This window comes from Brumicola blandensis (assembly GCF_031846165.1).
Lineage (GTDB): Bacteria > Pseudomonadota > Gammaproteobacteria > Enterobacterales > Alteromonadaceae > Glaciecola > Glaciecola blandensis.
In genome coordinates this window covers 65,274-85,679 of record NZ_JAVRIE010000005.1, presented here as the reverse complement: position 1 = coordinate 85,679, position 20,406 = coordinate 65,274, and the positions used below count along the sequence as shown (strand labels likewise).

14 protein-coding genes and 1 pseudogene are annotated in these 20,406 nt (G+C 42.3%); 8 read left to right on the top strand and 7 right to left on the bottom strand.

Annotated elements, in window-relative coordinates; genetic code table 11:
- Window positions 1-57: 57 nt before the first annotated feature.
- Window positions 58-4,389 carry a hypothetical protein gene (locus RM544_RS12645; protein WP_311362165.1) on the bottom strand — a complete coding sequence of 1,444 codons (4,332 nt, stop codon included), beginning with the start codon at window positions 4,387-4,389 and terminating at the stop codon, window positions 58-60.
- 304 nt (window positions 4,390-4,693) lie between these two features.
- Here RM544_RS12645 and RM544_RS12640 point away from each other — a divergent pair, with 304 nt between their 5' ends.
- Window positions 4,694-5,500: a UDP-2,3-diacylglucosamine diphosphatase gene (locus RM544_RS12640; protein ID WP_311362164.1), complete on the top strand. Its 807-nt coding sequence runs from the start codon at window positions 4,694-4,696 to the stop codon at window positions 5,498-5,500.
- 25 nt (window positions 5,501-5,525) lie between these two features.
- Here RM544_RS12640 and RM544_RS12635 read toward each other — a convergent pair whose 3' ends face one another.
- On the bottom strand, window positions 5,526-6,659 hold the full coding sequence (locus tag RM544_RS12635) for a helix-turn-helix domain-containing protein (protein ID WP_311362163.1): 1,134 nt from the start codon (window positions 6,657-6,659) through the stop codon (window positions 5,526-5,528).
- 145 nt (window positions 6,660-6,804) lie between these two features.
- On the opposite strand from RM544_RS12635, the gene RM544_RS12630 reads away from it, so the two are divergent.
- Window positions 6,805-7,485: a hypothetical protein gene (locus tag RM544_RS12630; RefSeq protein WP_311362162.1), complete on the top strand. Its 681-nt coding sequence runs from the start codon at window positions 6,805-6,807 to the stop codon at window positions 7,483-7,485.
- A gap of 67 nt (window positions 7,486-7,552) precedes the next feature.
- Here RM544_RS12630 and RM544_RS12625 read toward each other — a convergent pair whose 3' ends face one another.
- Window positions 7,553-8,191, bottom strand: a complete 639-nt coding sequence (locus tag RM544_RS12625; protein WP_311362161.1) for a DUF4437 domain-containing protein — start codon at window positions 8,189-8,191, stop codon at window positions 7,553-7,555.
- Between the two features lie 42 nt (window positions 8,192-8,233).
- Window positions 8,234-8,518: pseudogene (locus RM544_RS12620) on the bottom strand (zinc-binding dehydrogenase); the annotation flags it as partial.
- On the opposite strand from RM544_RS12620, the gene RM544_RS12615 reads away from it, so the two are divergent.
- Entirely contained in the window at window positions 8,508-9,167 is a 660-nt protein-coding gene (locus RM544_RS12615) for a substrate binding domain-containing protein (RefSeq protein ID WP_311362160.1), read from the top strand. The pseudogene RM544_RS12620 and the gene RM544_RS12615 overlap by 11 nt on opposite strands.
- Window positions 9,168-9,455: 288 nt before the next feature.
- Here RM544_RS12615 and RM544_RS12610 read toward each other — a convergent pair whose 3' ends face one another.
- Window positions 9,456-10,469 carry a hypothetical protein gene (locus tag RM544_RS12610; RefSeq protein ID WP_311362159.1) on the bottom strand — a complete coding sequence of 338 codons (1,014 nt, stop codon included), beginning with the start codon at window positions 10,467-10,469 and terminating at the stop codon, window positions 9,456-9,458.
- 434 nt (window positions 10,470-10,903) lie between these two features.
- Between RM544_RS12610 and RM544_RS12605 the strand changes: the two genes are divergently transcribed.
- The 3 genes from RM544_RS12605 to RM544_RS12595 all read left to right on the top strand — a co-directional run bounded on the left by RM544_RS12605 (window position 10,904) and on the right by RM544_RS12595 (window position 16,203).
- Window positions 10,904-11,449, top strand: a complete 546-nt coding sequence (locus tag RM544_RS12605; protein ID WP_311362158.1) for a type II secretion system protein — start codon at window positions 10,904-10,906, stop codon at window positions 11,447-11,449.
- Window positions 11,450-11,683: 234 nt separating this feature from the next.
- Window positions 11,684-14,395, top strand: a complete 2,712-nt coding sequence (locus RM544_RS12600) for a TonB-dependent receptor plug domain-containing protein (RefSeq protein ID WP_311362157.1) — start codon at window positions 11,684-11,686, stop codon at window positions 14,393-14,395.
- Window positions 14,396-14,484: 89 nt separating this feature from the next.
- Entirely contained in the window at window positions 14,485-16,203 is a 1,719-nt protein-coding gene (locus RM544_RS12595; RefSeq protein WP_311362156.1) for an amidohydrolase, read from the top strand.
- 119 nt (window positions 16,204-16,322) lie between these two features.
- Here the strand turns inward: RM544_RS12595 and ggt are convergent, their stop codons facing one another.
- Together ggt and RM544_RS12585 are read right to left on the bottom strand one after the other, a co-directional pair.
- The gene (gene ggt, locus RM544_RS12590; protein ID WP_432264485.1) at window positions 16,323-18,023 is read right to left on the bottom strand and encodes a gamma-glutamyltransferase; all 1,701 of its coding nucleotides are present in this window, start codon (window positions 18,021-18,023) and stop codon (window positions 16,323-16,325) included.
- A 109-nt stretch (window positions 18,024-18,132) separates the two neighbouring features.
- A complete protein-coding gene (locus tag RM544_RS12585) occupies window positions 18,133-18,603 on the bottom strand; it encodes a GNAT family N-acetyltransferase (protein WP_311362155.1) in 471 nt (156 codons plus the stop codon).
- Between the two features lie 271 nt (window positions 18,604-18,874).
- Here RM544_RS12585 and RM544_RS12580 point away from each other — a divergent pair, with 271 nt between their 5' ends.
- Window positions 18,875-19,384, top strand: a complete 510-nt coding sequence (locus RM544_RS12580) for a MarR family winged helix-turn-helix transcriptional regulator (protein WP_311362154.1) — start codon at window positions 18,875-18,877, stop codon at window positions 19,382-19,384.
- Window positions 19,384-20,361, top strand: a complete 978-nt coding sequence (locus RM544_RS12575; protein WP_311362153.1) for an MBL fold metallo-hydrolase — start codon at window positions 19,384-19,386, stop codon at window positions 20,359-20,361. The genes RM544_RS12580 and RM544_RS12575 overlap by 1 nt, the downstream gene beginning before the upstream one ends.
- The last annotated feature ends 45 nt before the right edge of the window (window positions 20,362-20,406 follow it).

The following is a 20,406-nucleotide window of genomic DNA, read 5'->3' as shown; positions in this document are numbered from 1 at the left end:
TGGCTACAAGAGCATAATTTGCGAAGATAACACGATTACTAGCACCTCGCGAGTTTCCTAATCCTGCACTTGCCCTCGCAATAGATTCGCACTATTGGTCACACTGGCAATGGTGCCCAGGATACCTGCCATCGAAGCCGCGATGATATAAATCGATTCACCAGAGGTGAGCGCTATACCGCCAATAATTAAAACGATCAATAAACCCAATGGTAGTTTGTAGTTCTTCCAAACGCCTGCCTCTCCTTCAGCAATCAATTGGTTCAGCGTTTCAGCGGTTTCAGCATGCAGAACAAAGTGGGCAAAGCTCCGATTGATTATGTCCAAATTACCTTTGCGAACCGTAATCAATCCGTTTAATGCCAAGTGTTCGATCATTTGAGTGTTAGCTGGGTTGATCCGTTGCTGTTTCGCAAGGTTAATCAAAGCTAATTTTTCGGCACTTGAACAAGACTCCCATTTAAATCGATATAGCGCCTCTGCGTTCAATAAGATGTAATTAATCGTTGCCCATCGACTTTCGAGAAGAAGATCTTCATCACGTTTGAATACACCATCCCAGTCATCCTCTTGGGGTTTTTCAGCGACATCTTTTGCAATAAACGCCAACTCAGGAAAATGGTCAACTTCTTCTTTTAGCAACGCAAAGTCGATTCCTTGCATAAAGCTATCAGGCACACTCACCATGAAGTCCATTAAACATTCGGCCCAAGAGAGATACTCCGCATGGTCAAGTAGCGTGTTCTTCTCTGTCATTAATGGGTCTTTCATTTTTACCCGTTGTAAACTGTGGAAGCCTGTGAAAATCGTAAACTTTGCCAATTGTTGCGATAGGGTCAAAGACTTGAGTTCCATAATGAGATCTAACAAAGGCTGTCTAAACTCACTTTTTTCTAAGCAAGTTTCGATATCCCACAATTCTATTTCCATGTCTTTGGCAGTCTCTCCCCTCATTATATTGAGTTTCAGGTTGGGCAAGAATAAGCCATCTGCACTGAATTTTTGTAAACAGGGACTGAGCTCAAAAAGTTCATCAAAACCATCAAGTAGATTATTCGCATGATGAGTTTTGCCTATGCTCATCGTTCTCAAAAGTAGGGCCAAGCCGATACCATTCAGCTTAATGGTGTCACATTCAATAACCAGATTAGTGGCGCGCTCCTCAAAGTCTAGCTGATGCACTGAACGTGTCATATTCTGAATATGTTGCAGGAAGCGTTCGGGGCAATACATCTTATTCCATACGATCTTAGTGTTAAAACGAAACCACATGATCGCAATGATCCCAAGAAGGAATGAAAACAGAAGTGTTTGGTTGAATAAACTCGAAGACACACTAATGTCGGACTGTGTATCTTTGTCTATCTGATAAAATGGCACATAGTCAACGGCCAGCTCTTTATCCAGTATGTAAATGTTTATCCACTGCCACAAATAAGTACCACCGAACACCGAACTTAGGCTTGGATAGTCATCTGGATGCACTTGTGACGAGTGATTATCACAGTAACTGCCTGCGACCGTTTGCGCATTGTCCGGTGCCTTTATTGAAGAATTTGAACTTGGCATATCCCTTTTTAAGCGTTTCCGCCACGAGTCATCTATTGGCAGTAAGTCCAAAGGTGATATTCGACTAGACGTAATACTATTAGGGTAACGACTCAAACCGATTGAGGTTAGTTCTTCGCGCTCATAGTTCAGCCAATTACAAGCCAGTTGTTGATAATGAAAGTCTAAACTTTTATGTGGTGCATCAGCCGTTTGCTGCAAATAAATAAAGTGAACACCGACAGCAATTAATACCGCAGCAATCAATCGCTTCGAGCCTTCCTTAGCCGTTTTATTCGACGCTTGAGACAACTTATCTTTCATCCCTTTCAAAGGATAGCAAAAGTGATTATAACAACCGACATAAACAGCGTATGTGGCTATAGCTAGGCCGACAAAAGGCACTATCAGCGAGAGCGGTACAGTCGTTCCCTCAAAAATGAGAGTTTCAAGGTTATAGCCTACAATATAAAAACAATAACCCGCGCCGAATAGCAGCGAACTAACCAACATGATCAAACGCACATTCAGCTTAGTTGGCAAATGCAATTTACGCTTCAGAGTGCTAGTCCACACATAGCGGCGCACAGTAAAAATAACTAAGACCATAAAGCCAATAATCGCGACAAACGTGGTAGCGATATACAAGAACTGATTGGTCATAAACGTTTGAAGGCTATCATTTGGATAGAAGACGACAACCGCCCACCTATCTACGATTGTTTTTGATACTGCAAAACGACCATCCTGCCCATGATAAACACCCTCTATAAGGCCTTTTGATAGCTCTTTGTAATGGTCTAAACCGGCCTTTAACCATTTACTCAAAGATGATTTTGTATCACCCGAAAAGTAAAGGTTTTCAACCAAACTGCGGCTACTATCATTGTGGAATAACACTTCCCCCGAACTGCGATCGACAACCATATAGACAAAATCATATGGCGGCGCTTTTCCTAAAGATAAAGAGGGCAATAAGACATCTGCGCCCATAATGTAATCTAAGGTCTTCGTGCTTCGCTTATCCAGAGATGGTTCAACAATTGGCATTGAAATGGTTGTGCCACGCGTACCATTATTAACATTCAACAAGCGCTGCATGTAGATATTCTTGTAGCTGACATCTGCTAGCGGTGGATTATCTTGGTCAGCCAAATATTCTTTGGGAATAGTAATATCCCATCCCTTGTGATCACGAACTCGTTTGTAGTAGTTTCGGTGTGACAAGTTAAACGTTTCTGGCAATGAGTTACCTTCTTGATAATTCACTGATGGCAGCACAGAATTACCTTCTCGATTCAATGCGAAAACCGAGAGGATTTTATTTGGGCTTGTGCGATCGAAGCTTGGTTTTATTGATGTTTCTAACGACTCATTACTGACTAATTTTAGGGATTGATTGTTAGCATAAAAATCAAGCGTTGCTTGGCCATCTTTAGAAGACTTGCTGGCATTAATGATGGTTAATATAGCCTTACTATCAAGCTCAATGTTAACAAAGCCTTCATCCTTAGGGCTTAAATTACAATCGTAAGTAATATTGTATTGTTGCATGGCTGTGCCTGCCGTTCCTGGCATACGGTCACGTATTATTTTCGTCCCCCTTGAATCATCCTTGCAAGGTGAGTCATGCAAACTCAGCAAGGCATCCTTCACACTCCTGTTAAATGAAGTAATCTGGCTGTCGGTAAACTCTCCGCTCTCTTGCTGCGCTTTTGGGATCACATAAATAGCACTGATCAATTTGTAGTAGAAGGTTCTAAAACTTGCTAAGTCAGAAAATACGCTATGCACGTCTCTTGCGAGATTGGTTTCGATATTCTTAGCATAATGAAGGGCCAAGTTGTCCTTCTTGGTTTCCAAAACGGTTTTCTGAAAATAGGCCAAGACTAAGGCAATAAGTACAATGAAAAACAAATAACTGGAAGCGGCTACCAGAACCCTAAAGGTTTTAGTGATTGACTGGTTTTTGGGAAGTAAATAAAGCCGAAGCATGCACCACATAAACAACAAGCTACTGAGTGATACTATCAACAACGACATATTCCAATCACCACTACCACGACTAGAAAGCTTACTTTGAGGCAGCAAACCCACTAAATATAAACGATCGAGGGCAGCACTATTTTCGCCTGATTCGCCCTGATGTAATGGCGTTTTTAAAGTAAATGGAAAAATATAAACGCGAAATTCACCGTAAGATATTTTCATATCAACATGGTTACTGTAGGTCGGTAAAGGCGCAGGTCCACTCTTCGAAGCGCTGGCTTTTGTGTCACTAAAGTTAAATTGAAATTGTTTGTTCTTAGCTTGAATTTGTTTGTTGATACTGTCGAGTTCAACGATAGAAATGGTCCGTTCTGCGCCGACCATGGCGAGTACATCATTTTCGTTTGCAAACAAAAACTGACTAAAGCCCTTTTTAGGTTGAGGTAAAATATCACCGATAGCCAGCTTGGCTTCAAAGGATTCGTTTTCTGGTGAAGTGACAAACAAAGATGTACCGACGACTTTATACTGGAAGGTCTTTAGACTCTCGGCGTCGACCGAGCCTTTCTCGTTTTTGTTTTTCCAAGTGCGGGAATAGCTGGGTAAAAGTGAGCGGATAGATGACACACTCTCTTTGTACTTATGCATGCTATCTAGCTTGAGTAAATTTTCATTGAAGGTGTTAGATGCTTCGTACAGAACCCGGTAGTAGTCGTGGTTGACCGAGCGGTCTTTCTGACTAAGAAGGCCAAAATAAGCTAGGGCGCCTAAAACTGTAGCCACTAATAAACCATAGACCCATAACTTTCGATTGGGTGCTGCATAGGTTGATTTCGTGGCTTCCGAATGCACTTTGTTTTTCCTACCATTAGCGTGAAGGTAATAAAAACGGCAATACTGAAAAATTTGCTAATTTTTAATTGTATATAATTTAACCGCATTTTCTCAAAATGCAAGTTTTACTGCTTTTGGCTGATTGTTGTATTTAAAAGCATCAAGGTGAATGTCCTGTCACAACAGGGGCCAAAATAAAACGTTAGTTTTTGCCACGTCATAGAAAACCTTGGTGTCACGGTATCTTCACTAAGGTGTAAACTAACTGTCAATTACGAAGATTAGAGTAGTGGTCCAAGTAAAGAGATTACTTGGAACTACTATGGTTAAGGTACCACACTTCAGAAGCGTATTTATTTCAGACACTCATCTTGGCAATAAAGATTGTAAAGCCGATTTTTTACTTCATTTTCTCAATAATATGCATTGCGATCGTCTTTATTTAGTGGGTGATATAGTCGATATGTGGTCCATGAGTAAGCAATTTAGATGGCCAGATTCGCACAACGAGGTCATGCACAAAATCATCGCCTTGAGTCATGGCACGACTAAAGTGATTTTCTTACCGGGTAATCATGATGCGCCTTTGCAAAAATATTCAGGCATGCAGTTTGGCGATATCGAAATAAAACGACAATACGTACACCATACTGCAGCAAATAAGCGCTACTTAGTGCTACATGGTGACCAGTGCGACGGTGACGTAACTTTAGGTAAATTTCATGCATGGATAGGCGATAAAGCTTACGACGCGCTACTCTTTACTAATCGCTGGTTTAATCATATTCGCAGTTGGCGAAATGGGCAGTATTGGAGTCTTGCTGGCTACATTAAACAGCGAGTAAAAGGTGCGAATAAGGCTATCGAACGATACAAGAATGCCACCACACAACGCGCTAAAGATTTATCACTAGATGGTGTCATTTGTGGTCATATTCATCACCCAGAATCAGATACCGTAAATGGCATTCATTACGTCAATGATGGTGATTGGATAGAAAATTGCTCGGCCTTGGTGGAAGACAGCGAAGGCAATCTCAACCTTATCGATTGGGTAGCCTATACTAATCAGGCTACTGTTTCAGAGTTGGACATCGAACGCATTGGTGCGTCTACAAAAGCCGCTTAGCACTTGATGTTGCTCAACGTGTCTATCAACGAATTGGGTGTGATTTCCTATATTGCGTAGGGGTCATATCCATATCTTGCCGAAAAGCTTTATAAAACGAAGACTTTGAGTTAAAACCAATAGCATATGCTATTTCCAATATTGAATTACTTGTACCCAGTAGTAATTCCTTTGCTTCATTTATTCTAGCAGTATTAATGTAGTCGAAAAACGTTGTATTCAGTTGTTGAGATAAGGTTTGTGAAATGTATTGGGAAGGTTCCCCAATATGCTTTGAGAGCTTAGGTAAATTCAATGCTGAATCAAAATGCACTTTGTCCCTATCCACTGCTACTGACAACTTTGATGATATCCGATTCAAGTCATTCTGGCCTAACGATGAGCGCTCATAAGGCTTCTTATTTGTTTGGTCATTCAGAGCATTTGGTTCATCTTGTATCTCTACAAAGCCCGGCCTTTGTCTTATACCATTATGTGCAACTAGCCAAACGACAATTGCTAGTAATATCAATGTGCCGGTTTCTGATACCCCATAATCGAGCAATTGATCTTCAAGCGCTAAAACAATCAAGCCATAAACCCAAGTGAAAACAATGAGAATTGAAGTGATAACGATCCAGTTTAAGTTTCGCCCGGATTTATCTGCATAGACTAATTTTATTCGTTTTTGATATTTTGCTGTGCGGCGTAAAATACTAATAGCGTAGGCACAACTGAGAACACACCAACTAAGAACACCGATAAAAAATAACATTGACAATAAGCTTAACCACCACTTGCTTACTGGCTCAGAAGAGAAAAACATTTGTTTAAAATCCTCTTCAGGAAGGACCAACAAAGCTATACTAAGCAGCATTGCGATAGGAACTGTAACAAAGTGTTTTAACAATTTGTTATCCCAGCACCACGGCTTCACTGAAATAAGCGCATCGTGATACAACCAAAATGCGGGAATAAGAAGAAAGAAAATGCTCGGAATCAAGCTAACATAAACTTGGGTAAGTGCTGGCAGTAGATTAAAAACAACAGACCCCGCAGACAAAAAGACCAAACAAATAAGCACAAGCGACAAGGCTCTCGTTGGATGATCTTTCGGAAGCAAAAATAAAGAGAAGCATGCTACCGACATGGCTATGGTCGAAATAAAAATATCAAACATGATGAGCAGAGAAATAACCTGTGTTGAGTAAAAACTTCGAAAAAAAAGTCCTTCCCAACTAACTCGGACGACTTAAGCACACTACAATACTATGATAGCGGCTTGAATATAATTTAACTTTTTAACATTAGCAATAAGGTCAGCCATGAATTTAGAAGCAAATACTACCGCAAATAAAAACAGTCAATTGATGCGCTACGGAGCTCTATCGCTGCTTACGATGCCGCTATGTTATGTGTGGATGTTTATCGTTTTTGGTGTCATGCTCAGTATCCCACCAACAGATTTACTTCAGGAAAAAATTGCTTATTTAGTCGCAAACCAGGAGCTCATTAGTAGTGCCTATATAGCCGGCTATCTGGTTTTCGGGATTTTGTTGCTTATTGTTGTTCAAGCTAGCCACGTTATGCTGACAAAAAACAAATCAAATATACTCAATACTGCGAGTGCATTTGGATTTATTTGGGTGGTACTCTTGATGTGCTCAGGGATGATTGCACTTGTTGGGATGAATACTATGGCCAGTCTTCACGCTCATGATCAACAGCAAGCTGAGGTCTTGTACTTTGTCCACGCAACAGTTGCAAATGCTTTAGGAGGCGGAATCGAATTAGTAGGCGGATTATGGGTATTTCTACTAAGTATTGTTGGGCTGCGAACTCAGCAAATCACTAAAGCCTTATGTGTATTTGGAGTTGTCGTTGGTATGCTAGGTATACTCACTGTTTATCAAGGGCTACCAGAACTTAAGGATGCATTTGGATTAAGCCAAATAGTCTGGTTTATATGGATGGGCGTTGTCATGCTTCGCAAAAAGCAGAATTAAGCAAGCCAGAAACATATATATTAGCGATTACAGATGGCGTCCAAAGCGCAAGACGCCACCTTTAGTTTTAGAATTCGGCTTTTAGTTTTGCGTCAGTTCTAATGTAAATAATGGTGTCACTTTCAGTTGATAGTTCGTGCTCAAATTTTCCTGTAGAGCTAAAGAAGCTTCCTGCATTTAGTTTAACAGCTTGCTTTGTTTCGTCTGATTTGTAGCTGACTAGCCCTTGAATAACCACAGCTTTGAATTCTGGACTGCCGTCACTTTGACCGAACAAATATCCTTTTGCACCTTTATTCAACTTTACTAACATGCCTCGGGTCAAGTTAGTCTTATTTTGCCAAAGGTTAGCAAGTTTAATCGCTTCACCGTTAATTAGGGTAGATTCATCTTCCGATAACCAGACAATGTTGTCGCTATGAATATTGACTGGCCTTTCACCACTATCAAATTTTTCTGTAGAGGGCTTTACTAAGTAAGGACCGCTATCAATTTCAAGATAAATCATATTAGATTGTGCATTTGCAGCTGTAATATGATCTTCTCCTGCCGGTTGAGTCCAGAATGAACCAGCGGGCAGCCACATTGATTCGGCTGTTGGATCGTCGTTGTGTAGCAAGCCTTCAATGACAATGCCGCGATAAGTAATATTGTGAATATGAGGGGGAGAAGAAAACCCCGGATTAAATCTTACTGAGATGCCCACATAGACACCCCAGCTATTTACTTTAGCTCTTGATTTGAACAACTATACCGTCACTACCACTTTACCCATTGCTTGGCCACTCTCTAAGCGCTCATGTGCTTTACCAATCTCTGCAAGCTGGTATTCTGTTTCATCCAAAACTGGTTTTAAGGCGCCTGCTTCAACAATCTCACTCAAGGCTTTTAAGATCCGAGCATGCTCTTCACGTCTGTGATTGTGAAGCATTGGGATCAACATAAACACAACATGTAGCGACAGGCCTTTGAAGTGAGCTGCTGTTAAATCTATTTCTACCATCGATACTGTTGTCGCAACATTGCCATTCAAAAAGGTAAGCGGCACATTGCGCTTCGCGTCATCAAGTACGTTTGCGCAGTTGTTTATTGCACCAATTTTACCAAAGTTCACCGACCAGTATCCCCAAATCAACCTTGAGTTAAAGCTATCCGATACCCAAATGAACCTTATCGATGGTGGTTATGACCTTGCTTTACGTAACTATGCAGTTGAAGATAGTAGTCTTATAGGTCGAAAACTAGCTGACGACACACGTATTTTATGTGCGTCGCCAGACTATCTAAAAAAGTACGGTATACCTAAAGAACCAAGCGATTTAGAGCAACACCAGTTAATTTTGTTCGACAGCAACAAAACAAGAAAGCTCGTTTCTACCGTAGCTGGAGAAAGTTATGCCTTTCCGCTTCACCCAGTAAAATCGAGAGTAATATGTGACGATGGCTCAAGTATTCGCATTGCAGCTAAAGCTGGTCTTGGCATTTGCATGAGCTCTATTTGGAACGTACACACTGAATTAAAAGAAGGAAGTTTGGTCCGGGTCCTGCCCGACTACAAATATGATGATAACGCAGCTGTTTGGTTAGTATATCCAAAATCGAATGTGCTAACGGCGAAAGTACGAGTATTTATCGATTTCTTAATTGAAAATATTCAAGTTCCAAGTGCTTGGCATACATAGAAAAGCCACACTTCCACAGACCGAGAGATAAAGATGTTAAATGATGAATCTACTTTTGAGCGAAGAAAGTGGCTGGTTTGGTGGGCAGGCCACGTTAAGGAGAATGATTACATCGATGTTTATTTGCAAGTCGAAGGTTTTCCAAACATTGGTTTGCCAGGAGAAACATCGGTCACTGTATTTCTGGCCTCATCCACAAGGAGCCATAGCCAATACCTCCTACGTCATTCCTGCGCAGGTAGGAATCTCCAGCCACACAAAAGCCAGTCAAAGCATTTATATCGAAGTCTAAATAGCCACATCACTCTCCGCGATGCATTCATTTCTCCTTAGTGGCGCTCTCATCAGCAGAAGTACTTCGTTTCTCAAATCTTCATCCATTAATGCCATCAAATGTGTATGGTTTAGTTTGTTGGTTTGTTTCAAGCAAACTGATGTTTCTGCCAATGGTTTCCAATACTGAAATGGACTGATTCTGTCGCCGCGGCTCGCAAATAAATGAACTCTGCGAGTATCCTGCACTTGGTATTGTTGCAAGCGCGAACGCAAGTCCAGGGTATTAGCATCAACTTTACTATTTAAAATAACCTCGTTGGCAATCGAAATATAATCGTCATCGTTTAAGAATTTAGATAGCTTTGGATATTGCATTCCTCCGACAGTCTTGAGCGCAAGAGGAAAGTCCTGCATAGGCGCTATCATCACATTGCGTTCAACTTCCGTTAATGAAGCTAGGTGGATTGCAGCTACCGCTCCCATTGAAAAACTCAATACGGATACCTTCTTATAAGCCGATTTCTTGATGTATTCAGCAATCAAAGAGGCAGAATCTAAGCCAAAGTTAAAGTTTGCATTTTGATTAGCTGCTGGAGCTACGAGCACATCATTACCAGACAAGTGGTTTAACCATGGTGCTAAAGTGCCGGAATAAACGCGACTATCGATCCCAAAGCCAGGAAAAATAACAATCAATTTTCCGGGTTCAGACGAATACCTGTTGGTCTCGTTCAAATCGACATTGAAAACCTTTTTCTCTGTTCCTTGAATCAGGCTGAGTTTGATAGTTCGCTCTGTGTCGACCTCTTGCGCTTGGCGCAAAAATAAATCGAGGCACTTTTTATTCGAATCGCAATAACGAAAAAACTCACCAAAAAATCTAGTTTCTTCTTCCGATAGCTTACTAAAAACAGGTGTGAGTGGTTTAGTGATTTGTGAAGCAATAATGCTATGACAGGCGGTCAAACAGAACATGACAAATAGCAGTCCACTGTATTTACCAATACTTTTTGAGTGTGCTTTCATATATCTATTCCTTTAGATAACTTGTTTGACGAAAAAATTTAAATATAGAATCATTCGACAGTTACCAAATTACCACCAATAATAATGCTATTCAACGCTGCTATTTTTACCTTTGTGACAATAACGGACCCCCTTTTTAAATAGCATCTTCTATGCATACGCGTAAACAGCTCTTATAAAGTCGCGAGCAAATGATGGCACTCTAAACCTTGATTCTTTATTTCAACACCATTACCAATGCAGTTTGTTTGAGCTTCACTTGTTTAATCATCGATGGCGTAATCTTACTCTTCTGTGGTAAGTTTGATGAAGTCATAGAGTCTCGCATTCAGTATGGCTTAGTTGGCAAATATATTAATCAGTTATCAGGGCGTGTTTTTTAAAAGCGCCGCGATAATTATTGGCTTAAAAGATATTAATAGTGTAGTGGATGAATGAAGAGAAGTACCGCAGCAAACAATGTATCACAAACCGGTTTTACACTCGTTGAGCTCATTGTTGTCATTGTTCTTATTGGGATTTTAAGTGTCATCGTCATACCTAGGTTTGTTGATTTCACAGAAGACGCAAGAGAAGCTCAATTGACGAAACTGGCATCCGATTTAAAAAGCACTTCTGACTTAGTTTATGCTTCTGCAATTATAAAAAATATAGCTCAACCGGGCATTGACTCCACTATTGATATCGGTGGGCAAACAATAAGAACAAATTCTGGCTATCCTATGGGGAATTTAAATCTTGCTGTCAAATTTCTAGTCAACCTGGATGCCATCACTTTTACTAACCCTGGTGTTGTTTGCGCTGTGGATTGGTGTGGTCGAGGCAATCAAACCAGCGTGGCCGGACCTGTTACGACTTCAGGACTCCTGACCAAGATATGGCCAAAGGGCTACGAGTGGGGCGATCGATGCGGTGTAATTTACGATAATCCTGAAGATGGCACTCAGCCCAGAATCATTGTACAAACCGATGACTGTTAAGTCTCTGTTTTGATAACACCATATTATCCTTGACACCCTATACACATATGCTAAAACACGATAGTGTCTTGATGTTTTTGTGCGTAAACAATAATAAAACCGAATATGCACAATGCCTTACTTCAATTCCAATGCTCCATACAATAATAAGATCGGGCATCTCTTTTGATAACTAGAGTAAACCGGCAGTTAAGCACGACGGAAATCCGCTTACAACAATATTGGGAGATACAAATGAAAAGTAAGTTTTACAAAATAAATACAATCACGATGGCACTCGCAGCGACAATCGCTACTGCCTATCCACTCCACTCGTTTGCTCAAGAAGAAGACACTGATGCGCAAGCCGAAAGCGATGCTGAACGAATCATCGTTACGGGTACTCGTTTATCAAATCGCTCTGCAGCAGACTCACCTGTTCCGGTAGATGTTATTTCTGGTGATGAATTTCGCCAAAACTCATCAACTGATGTTCAAGACATGTTGCGCACAGCAGTGCCATCTTTTGACGTAAATACGCAACCCATTAGTGATGCAGCGACAGTCGTAAGACCCGCTAACTTACGTGGTTTATCACCGGATAATGTGTTGGTTTTGGTGAATGGTAAACGCCGTCACCGAGGGTCTATTATATCCTTCCTTGGCGGTGGTATTTCTGATGGTGCACAAGGGGTCGATATTTCAGCCATACCGTCGATGGCGTTGAAACGAGTAGAAGTATTGCGTGATGGTGCTTCGTCTCAGTATGGTTCAGACGCCATTGCAGGCGTGCTTAACTTTATTTTGCGTGATAATTCAGAAGGTTTTGAAGTAAACGCGCGTTATGGCTCTACATTTGAAGGCGATGGCGATAATTACACAATTTCAGCAAACGCCGGTTTTGAAGCTGGTGAAAATGGCTTTATCAACGTCACAGCTGAAATTAGAGATGTTGAAGGCACAGTAAGATCGGTTGTTAGAGATGACGTAGCGGGCATGGTTGCTGCGGGATATATCTCTTCTGACGACTTCGTCGGTATTAATACTTACACGAGTGAAGTACCACAGTATTGGGGACAACCCGATGTTGAAGACGACGTTAAGCTTTTCATCAACTCTGGATTTGAGATCAGTGACAATGCTGAGCTTTATTTGTTTGGTAACTACGGTGAAAGACAAGTAACAGGTGGTTTCTTCTATCGTAACCCAGTGACAGAAGGTAGCCAACGTGGCGGTGTATATGCTGGCCCATTGGTTGATCCACTCACAGGTTTACGTGATGAGAACGGCGTTCACTCGGTACTCGTTGGTGCTTTGGATGGTAATACTGATTCATGTATCGATGGTATCCCAATTGGCGGAAACGGAAATGTATTCCCTGATCCAACATTACTTGCACAAGTTCAAGCCAGCGCAAACTGTTTCTCATTTATTGAAACCATTCCAAATGGCTTCGTACCTCGCTTCGGCGGGACCAATGAAGATATGGCATTCACTGTGGGTGTCCGTGGTGAAATAGCAGTTGGTACCGGTTTATCTTACGATGTGAGTGCTCAGCGCGGTTCAAACAGAACTGACTTCTTCATCAAAAACACAATCAACGCTTCGCTTGGTCCAGATACACCAAGAGACTTTGTACCTGGTGGCCAAGAGCAAACTGAAACGCTCTTGAACGTTGACTTTGTATATGCGGTGGATGCCGGCTTATATTCTGAGCTTAGTGTGGCATTTGGTGCGGAATACAGAAAAGAAGAATTTGACTTATTCGCAGGTGATTCAGCGTCATTTGCCTTGGGTCCTTTGGCTAGCCAAGGCTTCTCATCAAGCTCGAACGGTTTTGGTGGTTTCCCGGCGAATACCAGCGCTTCGCAGGACAGTAAAGCGATTTACGTTGATTTAGAAGCAGATGTTACTGAAAACTTAACGCTCCAAACGGCAATACGAGCTGAAGACTTCAGTGAGTTTGGTAACACGACTGACTTCAAGCTAGCGGGTATTTTCCACGTATCTGATACGGTTAGATTGCGTGCAGCCTACTCTACTGGATTCCATGCGCCAACTGCAGGTCAAGCGAACATCACGAACGTGACAACACAGAACGTACAAGGTGTGTTGATTGACCAAGGTACTTTGCCATTGTTCTCAGCGGCAGGACAAATTGCTGCTGATTTCGTGGAAAGCCAAGGCAACGGTAGACCAACGCTTGGCCCAGAAGATGCAAGAAACTTCTCGTTTGGTGCCGCGTTCGATATCGGCGACACTAGCTGGACAGTAGATTACTACAATATTGAACTGACTGATCGTGTTGCATTAGGAGGTAATATCAACTTCCTAGATGCACTTAATTTTGCTGGTGGAGCAGGCTCTGACTTCGCTTCAGTATCAGCGGCGCTAACTGCCCTAGATGCAAACGGTACGATTGATCGCGGTGAGTTTGTCGGCTTGGACGACTTGTCACAATTTAGATTCTTCTCAAACAGTTTTGATACGACTACGACCGGTATTGACTTGGTTGGTAACTATAGTTTCGACTTTATGGGCGGAGATTCTCGATTAACACTTGCAGCAAACTACAACAAAACTGAGGTCGACAGTGTTGGTACGGTCAACCCAATCGACGCAGGACGAGTTGCAGCAATTGAAGACTTGCTACCAAACTTGAGAGGAAACCTTTCATGGTTCCATTCTCACGGCGATATCAGTACTTTAGTTCGTGCTAACTACTATGGTGGTTGGGATGATACTGGTAATGGTGTGAATGGTATCGGCGCTGAAGTGCTATTGGATGTTCAAGTATCTTATCAATTGAATGATGAAACTCGCTTAGTTGCAGGTATTGATAACTTGTTAGATGCTTATCCAGAGGAAAACCCGGGCGCTGGCGGTAGTGGCCAGTTGTACTCAGAAGCCAGTCCTTTTGGCTTCAACGGTGCGACTTGGTATGTTCAGGCTCGTTACACTTTTTAAGTTAAGTCATTAGCTTAATAAAACCCAAAATGCCGCTTGTTGTTCAAAGCGGCATTTTTTTCGGAAGCAACAAAATTAAGGAAGCGCTCATGAAAAATTATCGAATCAAACTAGTTGGCCTAATATTGCTTGGCGGTCTATCCAGCGCCTGCTCTGACAATCAAAGTGTGTCGGCAGTTGACGATAGCCAATGCTTGGACGCCGATTTAGTGCTACACAATACAATAATTTATACAGCCAATGATGCAAAAACCACAGCGCAAGCGGTGGCAGTAAAAGCAGATAAAATCGTTTTTGTTGGCTCTAACGAAGGCGCAAAGGATTATTTGTGCGGTAACGCCAGACAGCTTGATATGCAGGGCAAATTTGTATTTCCAGGTTTTACCGACAGTCATCAGCATGTTGAAGGCGTAGGTCAGCGTCCTAAGACGCTTAGCCTATTCGGGATACCGACTTTGAAAGAGACCCGTGATGCAATTGAAGCTTTCGCACAAAACGTGCCGGAAGGTGAGTGGGTGCAAGGGCGAGGCTGGATTGAGCGCGAATGGAGTGATGAAAAACGATTCTTGACTAAGCATGACGTTGATTCTTTTACCGAAAATAAACCCTTGTTTATGCCAAGAGCAGACGGTGTCTCAGCCTTAGTTAACTCTAAAGCACTTGCAATGGCTGGTATTACTAAAGGCTCCCCGGATCCTGAGGGCGGTAAATTTGAGCGCGATGAAAATGGCGAGCCTACTGGCTATGTACTTGCAACTGCAATGAATGTGTTTCGCGAACTTATTCCAGCAAAAACGAAGGCATATATTAAAGATAGCCTAGAAGTAGGCATGCAACAAAATGCGAAACTCGGCTGGGCAGCAACGCAAGATGCCGGAATGCCCTTTATCAATGTCGACATTATGCAAGAAATACATGCTGAGGGCGGAATGAAAACGCGTATTTACGCGGCAGCAAATGTGCAGGAAGCAGAAACCATGTTCTCTCGCGGCAGAATGAAGACGGAGGATGACTTGTTTGATTTGCGGGGAATTAAGGTATATATCGACGGTACTCTAGGCTCACGTGGTGCGGCTTTGATCGAAAATTACTCTGATGCACCTCACAACGGTTTTATGAACAGAACGACCGAAGAGGAATTAAAGCCCATTCTTCGTAAAGCCTTGCGTGAAGGCTTGCAAGTTCAAACTCACGTCATAGGCGATAGAGCGGTTAAAACGCTGTTAGATTGGTATGAGGAAGCATTTGATGCTGTTCCAGTGAGTGAGCGAGCCGTTGCCGAACCAAGGTGGCGACTAGAGCATGCTCAGGTTATCCCACCCGCTCAACAAGATCGCATGGTAAAACTGGGGATTATTCCTTCTATGCAGCCTAGCCACGGCATTGGCGACTTAAACTTTGCGCCAGACCGACTTGGCCCTGAACGCCTTGCCTATGCTTACCCGTGGCAGCAACTGATTGACCGAGGCTCAATCATTATTGGCGGTTCAGATGCGCCTGTTGAGCTTGGTGATCCGCGCATAGAGTTTTATGCCGCTGTTGCTCGCAAAAGACTAGACGGCAGTTCTGACGAAGGCTGGCATCCAGAGTTAGCAGTGAGTCGTGAAACAGCGCTTAAGATGTTTACCATTTGGCCCGCCTATGGGGCATTTCAAGAGAATGTTCGCGGCTCTGTCGAAGTCGGTAAATACGCGGATTTTACCATCTTTGATACAGATTTTATGACAGCCCCAGAAGCAGATATTTTAACGGCACAGAATGTAATGACTATTGTGGGTGGTAAAATTACTTATCAACACAAGCAGTAAAATCAATTGATGGCAGAATGTAGAAGACCGAATTAGTTTTCTACACACACGATAGCCAGACATTCCCGCGAAACCCAGTCATTCCCGCGAAACTCAGTCATTCCCGCAACGGCGGGAATCTAAATTCCTGATTCCGCAGGAGTGACTTCAGCGCTACCTCGGTTTCGAGATTCCGACGCTGCTTCTAGTCCTTTCTTAGTATTCACTATTACTTGTAAATCACCAAAGTTGCCGGCACGCATCACATAACCTTTCTCTTGCAGAGCAGTGACAACGTCGTCCGCTAGCGTGTCGTGATAATAGATCATGTCTTTGGGTAGTAGTTGGTGATGAAAACGTGGAGAATCGACAATTTTCTGGGCACTCATATCGAACTCGATAGCATTCAGAATACTCAAGTAAACCGAAGAAATAATAGTCGTACCGCCAGGCGAGCCTGTTACCAGCTTGATTTTGTCATCTTCTAAAAGAATTGTTGGGCTCATCGAACTCAACATCCGCTTGTTCGGGGCAATGGCGTTCGCATCCCCGCCGACTGCGCCAAAAGAGTTAGCGACTCCTGATTTAGCACTGAAGTCATCCATTTCATTGTTTAGTAAAAAGCCCGCGCCTTCAACGACCATCCCGCTACCAAAACTCAAATTTATCGTGGTTGTATTAGATACAGCATTGCCGAAGCTGTCCACGATTGAAAAGTGTGTTGTGTCATGGCTTTCATCTAAACCTGGTTTAACATTTTCTGTATTTGATATTTCTTCTAAATTGACTTCTGCTGCTCGTGAGTCGAGATAATCGGCGGCCAATAAAGCACTTTTAGGTACATCATAAAAGTCTGGATCACCCAAATACTCCGCTCTGTCCGCAAAAACCCGTTTACCTATTTCTGCTAGAACGTGAATATACTGCTGGCTATTATGCTCAATTTTACCTGAGCGCGCTTTCACTCGATCGTACATTTGCAACCACTGGGCAATGGCGATGCCACCCGAACTTGGTGGTGAGGCACTCACGACAGTGAATTCTCGCCATTGCGTGATAATAGGCTCGCGCCATTTCGCATTGTAAGCAGCTAGGTCTTGTTCGGTTATTAAGCCATTCTTTGCATTCATAAAATCGACGATATGCTTCGCCGTTTCACCTTTGTAAAAACCATCTGCGCCTTGCATCTGTATCCGCTTCAAGGTGCTTGCTAGCTCCGGTTGTACAAATTTTTCACCCGTCTTAACACCGTCAAAATAATCTGCGAAATTCACCTTAATATCTTTCTCTGATACAGAGCTCTGATAGCCTTCGATGCGCTCAAATAACTGACTTGGCATCTCAAAACCTTCCTCGGCAAGCTTTATGGCAGGCGCAAGTAAGTCTTCCCAAGGCAAACTACCGTACTTTTGATGAGCAGCCCACATGCCAGCGACAGTACCAGGCACCCCTGATGCCAAAATACCATAGACAGGCAAATCGCTAACTACCTCACCTTGCTCATTCAAATACATGTCTCTTGATGCGCCTGAAGGAGCCGTTTCACGGTAGTCTAGAAAATTTGTTTTGCCGTCCATATAGGTCAGCATAAAACCACCACCGCCAATATTACCTGCCTCCGGATATGTCACTGCCAAGCTAAATTGCGCCGCAATGGCTGCATCGACTGCATTACCACCGGCGTCCATAATTTGCATAGCAACATCTGCCGCAAATTGATCTGGCATTGCAACGGCCTGCTCTTGGGCACTTACAACTGGCGGTTGTGGCGCTAGTTCTTGTTTTGAACAGCCTGACAATAGAACGATGCAAACAATGGCAGTCCCGAAAAGTAATTTCATGTTAGTAAGCTCCTTGTTCAATCGATAAAATTGAGCATGCTAGGGTGATGGACTATCACCTTACACTAGTTTGTTGTGCAATGTGAAGAGTAGAAGTCGTAGTGCAGGTTTAGCGCTCAGACTTATCTCTTAGCCGCATTTCTAAAAGGGCGGGCTCGAACCCTAACTTCTCATAAGCTCTGATTGCCGAAGCATTTTGAGGGTAGACAGTCAAGGAGGCATTGACGACATCCTTTTCACTCCCCCAGCTTAATAGTCGCTGCATGATTTCGCGGTTTATTCCTTTTCCTCGATAAGCATCGGCCACGTACATCATGGCTAAGTAGAGCGATTTATCGTAATGGTAAAAGTGTTTGGCGTTCTTTAGTTTTGCTGCGCCACAGGCAATAATCACGTCTCCTTGTTCAGCAACGATCAAGGTGGCATTTTCGTTATTAATGAAGTCTACAGGATCATAATATTCAATAAATCCATCATCCAAGCATTCATCCATTGGTCTCTCCGCCTCTATGATTTGCTGCAGGCAGTGGTCTAGTGCTGGTTTATCTTGCGTTGTCGCCAATCGAAATATGATGTCCATAGTATTAAATATTCACCCACACAAATGTTCTACGCATAGAAAAGTTCAGGGTATTGAAACTAGCAATATAAGAAGTTCTTTGCAATCGAATAGGGGAAGACTGCCTCATTCCTGTTCTAAACAGCAGTAATCCATCCTTTCATTAGAATCCTCTCATCTATTCATTAACACAATTTCTTAAAGAACAAATTTGCAGAAACAAAGATTAGTTGACATACCAACAACTAACTATACAATCATTTGTACAATTGATTGTATTAATGATGACAATATGAAAAAACCTTTCTTTTATGAGCTCGACTACTCCGCAGCATTTTTTGCAAATATGACCAGCAGATTAAGCAAAATGATTAATGATGAATTTTCAGAAGTTTTAAAAGACAGCTCCATTGTCACTCCTATTACGGATGTTTCTCTCGTTATGTTTTTAGCTCAATCAAAGGGCGCTTCTATAGCCGAAATAGCTAAAGCGTTGAGCTATTCTCATCAACGAACCGCATCAAGAGTCAGTGCCTTAGAAAAATTATCGCTGATATACCGGCACACAGATTTAAATGATGGAAGATGTCAGCGATTTACCTTAACTAAACTAGGCGTTGATGACGTCGCTGAATTAACGCGCATAACAAAGGATGTAGCAAGCGTCATTAATGAAATATCCAAGGAGCAAAGCGTTCAGATAATGGAGGTATTATTTGGGTTTTGCCAAGCTATTGAGAATGAGCCCATCTCTGCGCGCATAAAAAAGCTGCCTAATAGCAGACAAGGAGAAATAAAATAATGAGGCATTCTCTGTTTTTAATCATTGCAATTATGGCTGTATCCAGTTGTTCTATCGCCGAGCAACGATATGCGACAACTGACAAATCACCAATAAATGACTCGACTTCTATCGTTCCTATCATTGAGAACAAGAAATGGTTTCACGGTTCAATGACCTGCAATGCCGATAGTGCAAAGCCAATGGATATTCTTAAGTTAGATGAGCAAACCTTCATATTACGACAAAATAAGTGCGACACCTTCGAAGCACCGTTTATGTACCTGCTATTGGGCAGCGATAAAGCCATGCTATTTGATACTGGTGCAATAGAGGACGCAAATATCTCGCCTGTCGCAATGGAAATAGAAAGGCTGATACAACAATATAGCCCTGATCCAGCCTTACCTCTTATCGTCATTCATTCCCATGGGCATGCTGATCATAAGGCTGGAGATAAGCAGTTTGCTAATAATAAGACAGTGACAGTCGTTTCAAGCGACGTCAAAAAAGCAGCTACACAACTTGGGTTTCAAAATGGGCTTAGCGAAATTCAAACATTCACTCTTGGCAATCGCTCTATTAGAATGATTCACACACCAGGCCATCACGCTGACGCAATAACCATTTATGATGAGAAGCATAAAATCCTGCTGACGGGAGACACACTGTATCCGGGACTTATTTACGTAAAAAACTGGGACGCTTATAAGCAGTCAATCAATCTGCTTTATGCATTTTCTGAGGAAAACGAGGTTGCGGCTATTCTCGGCGGACATATTGAGATGTCAAAAGAGCCTTTTGTTTTGTATCCGATCGGCTCGACCTATCAACCAAACGAAGCGCACTTACTGTTACAAAAACAAGATATTGCTATTCTTTATAATGCCTTGAAAGCGGATCCTAAATCCAAAAGAATGGAGTTTGAGAAATTCACTATTCAACCTATGAATTGGTTTCAGCGAACGTTGAGTAATGTATTTTCGCTTTTCAATTAGAATAAGAGGAGTGGAGCCTGAGTTATCAGGCTTCCCCAACAGCTG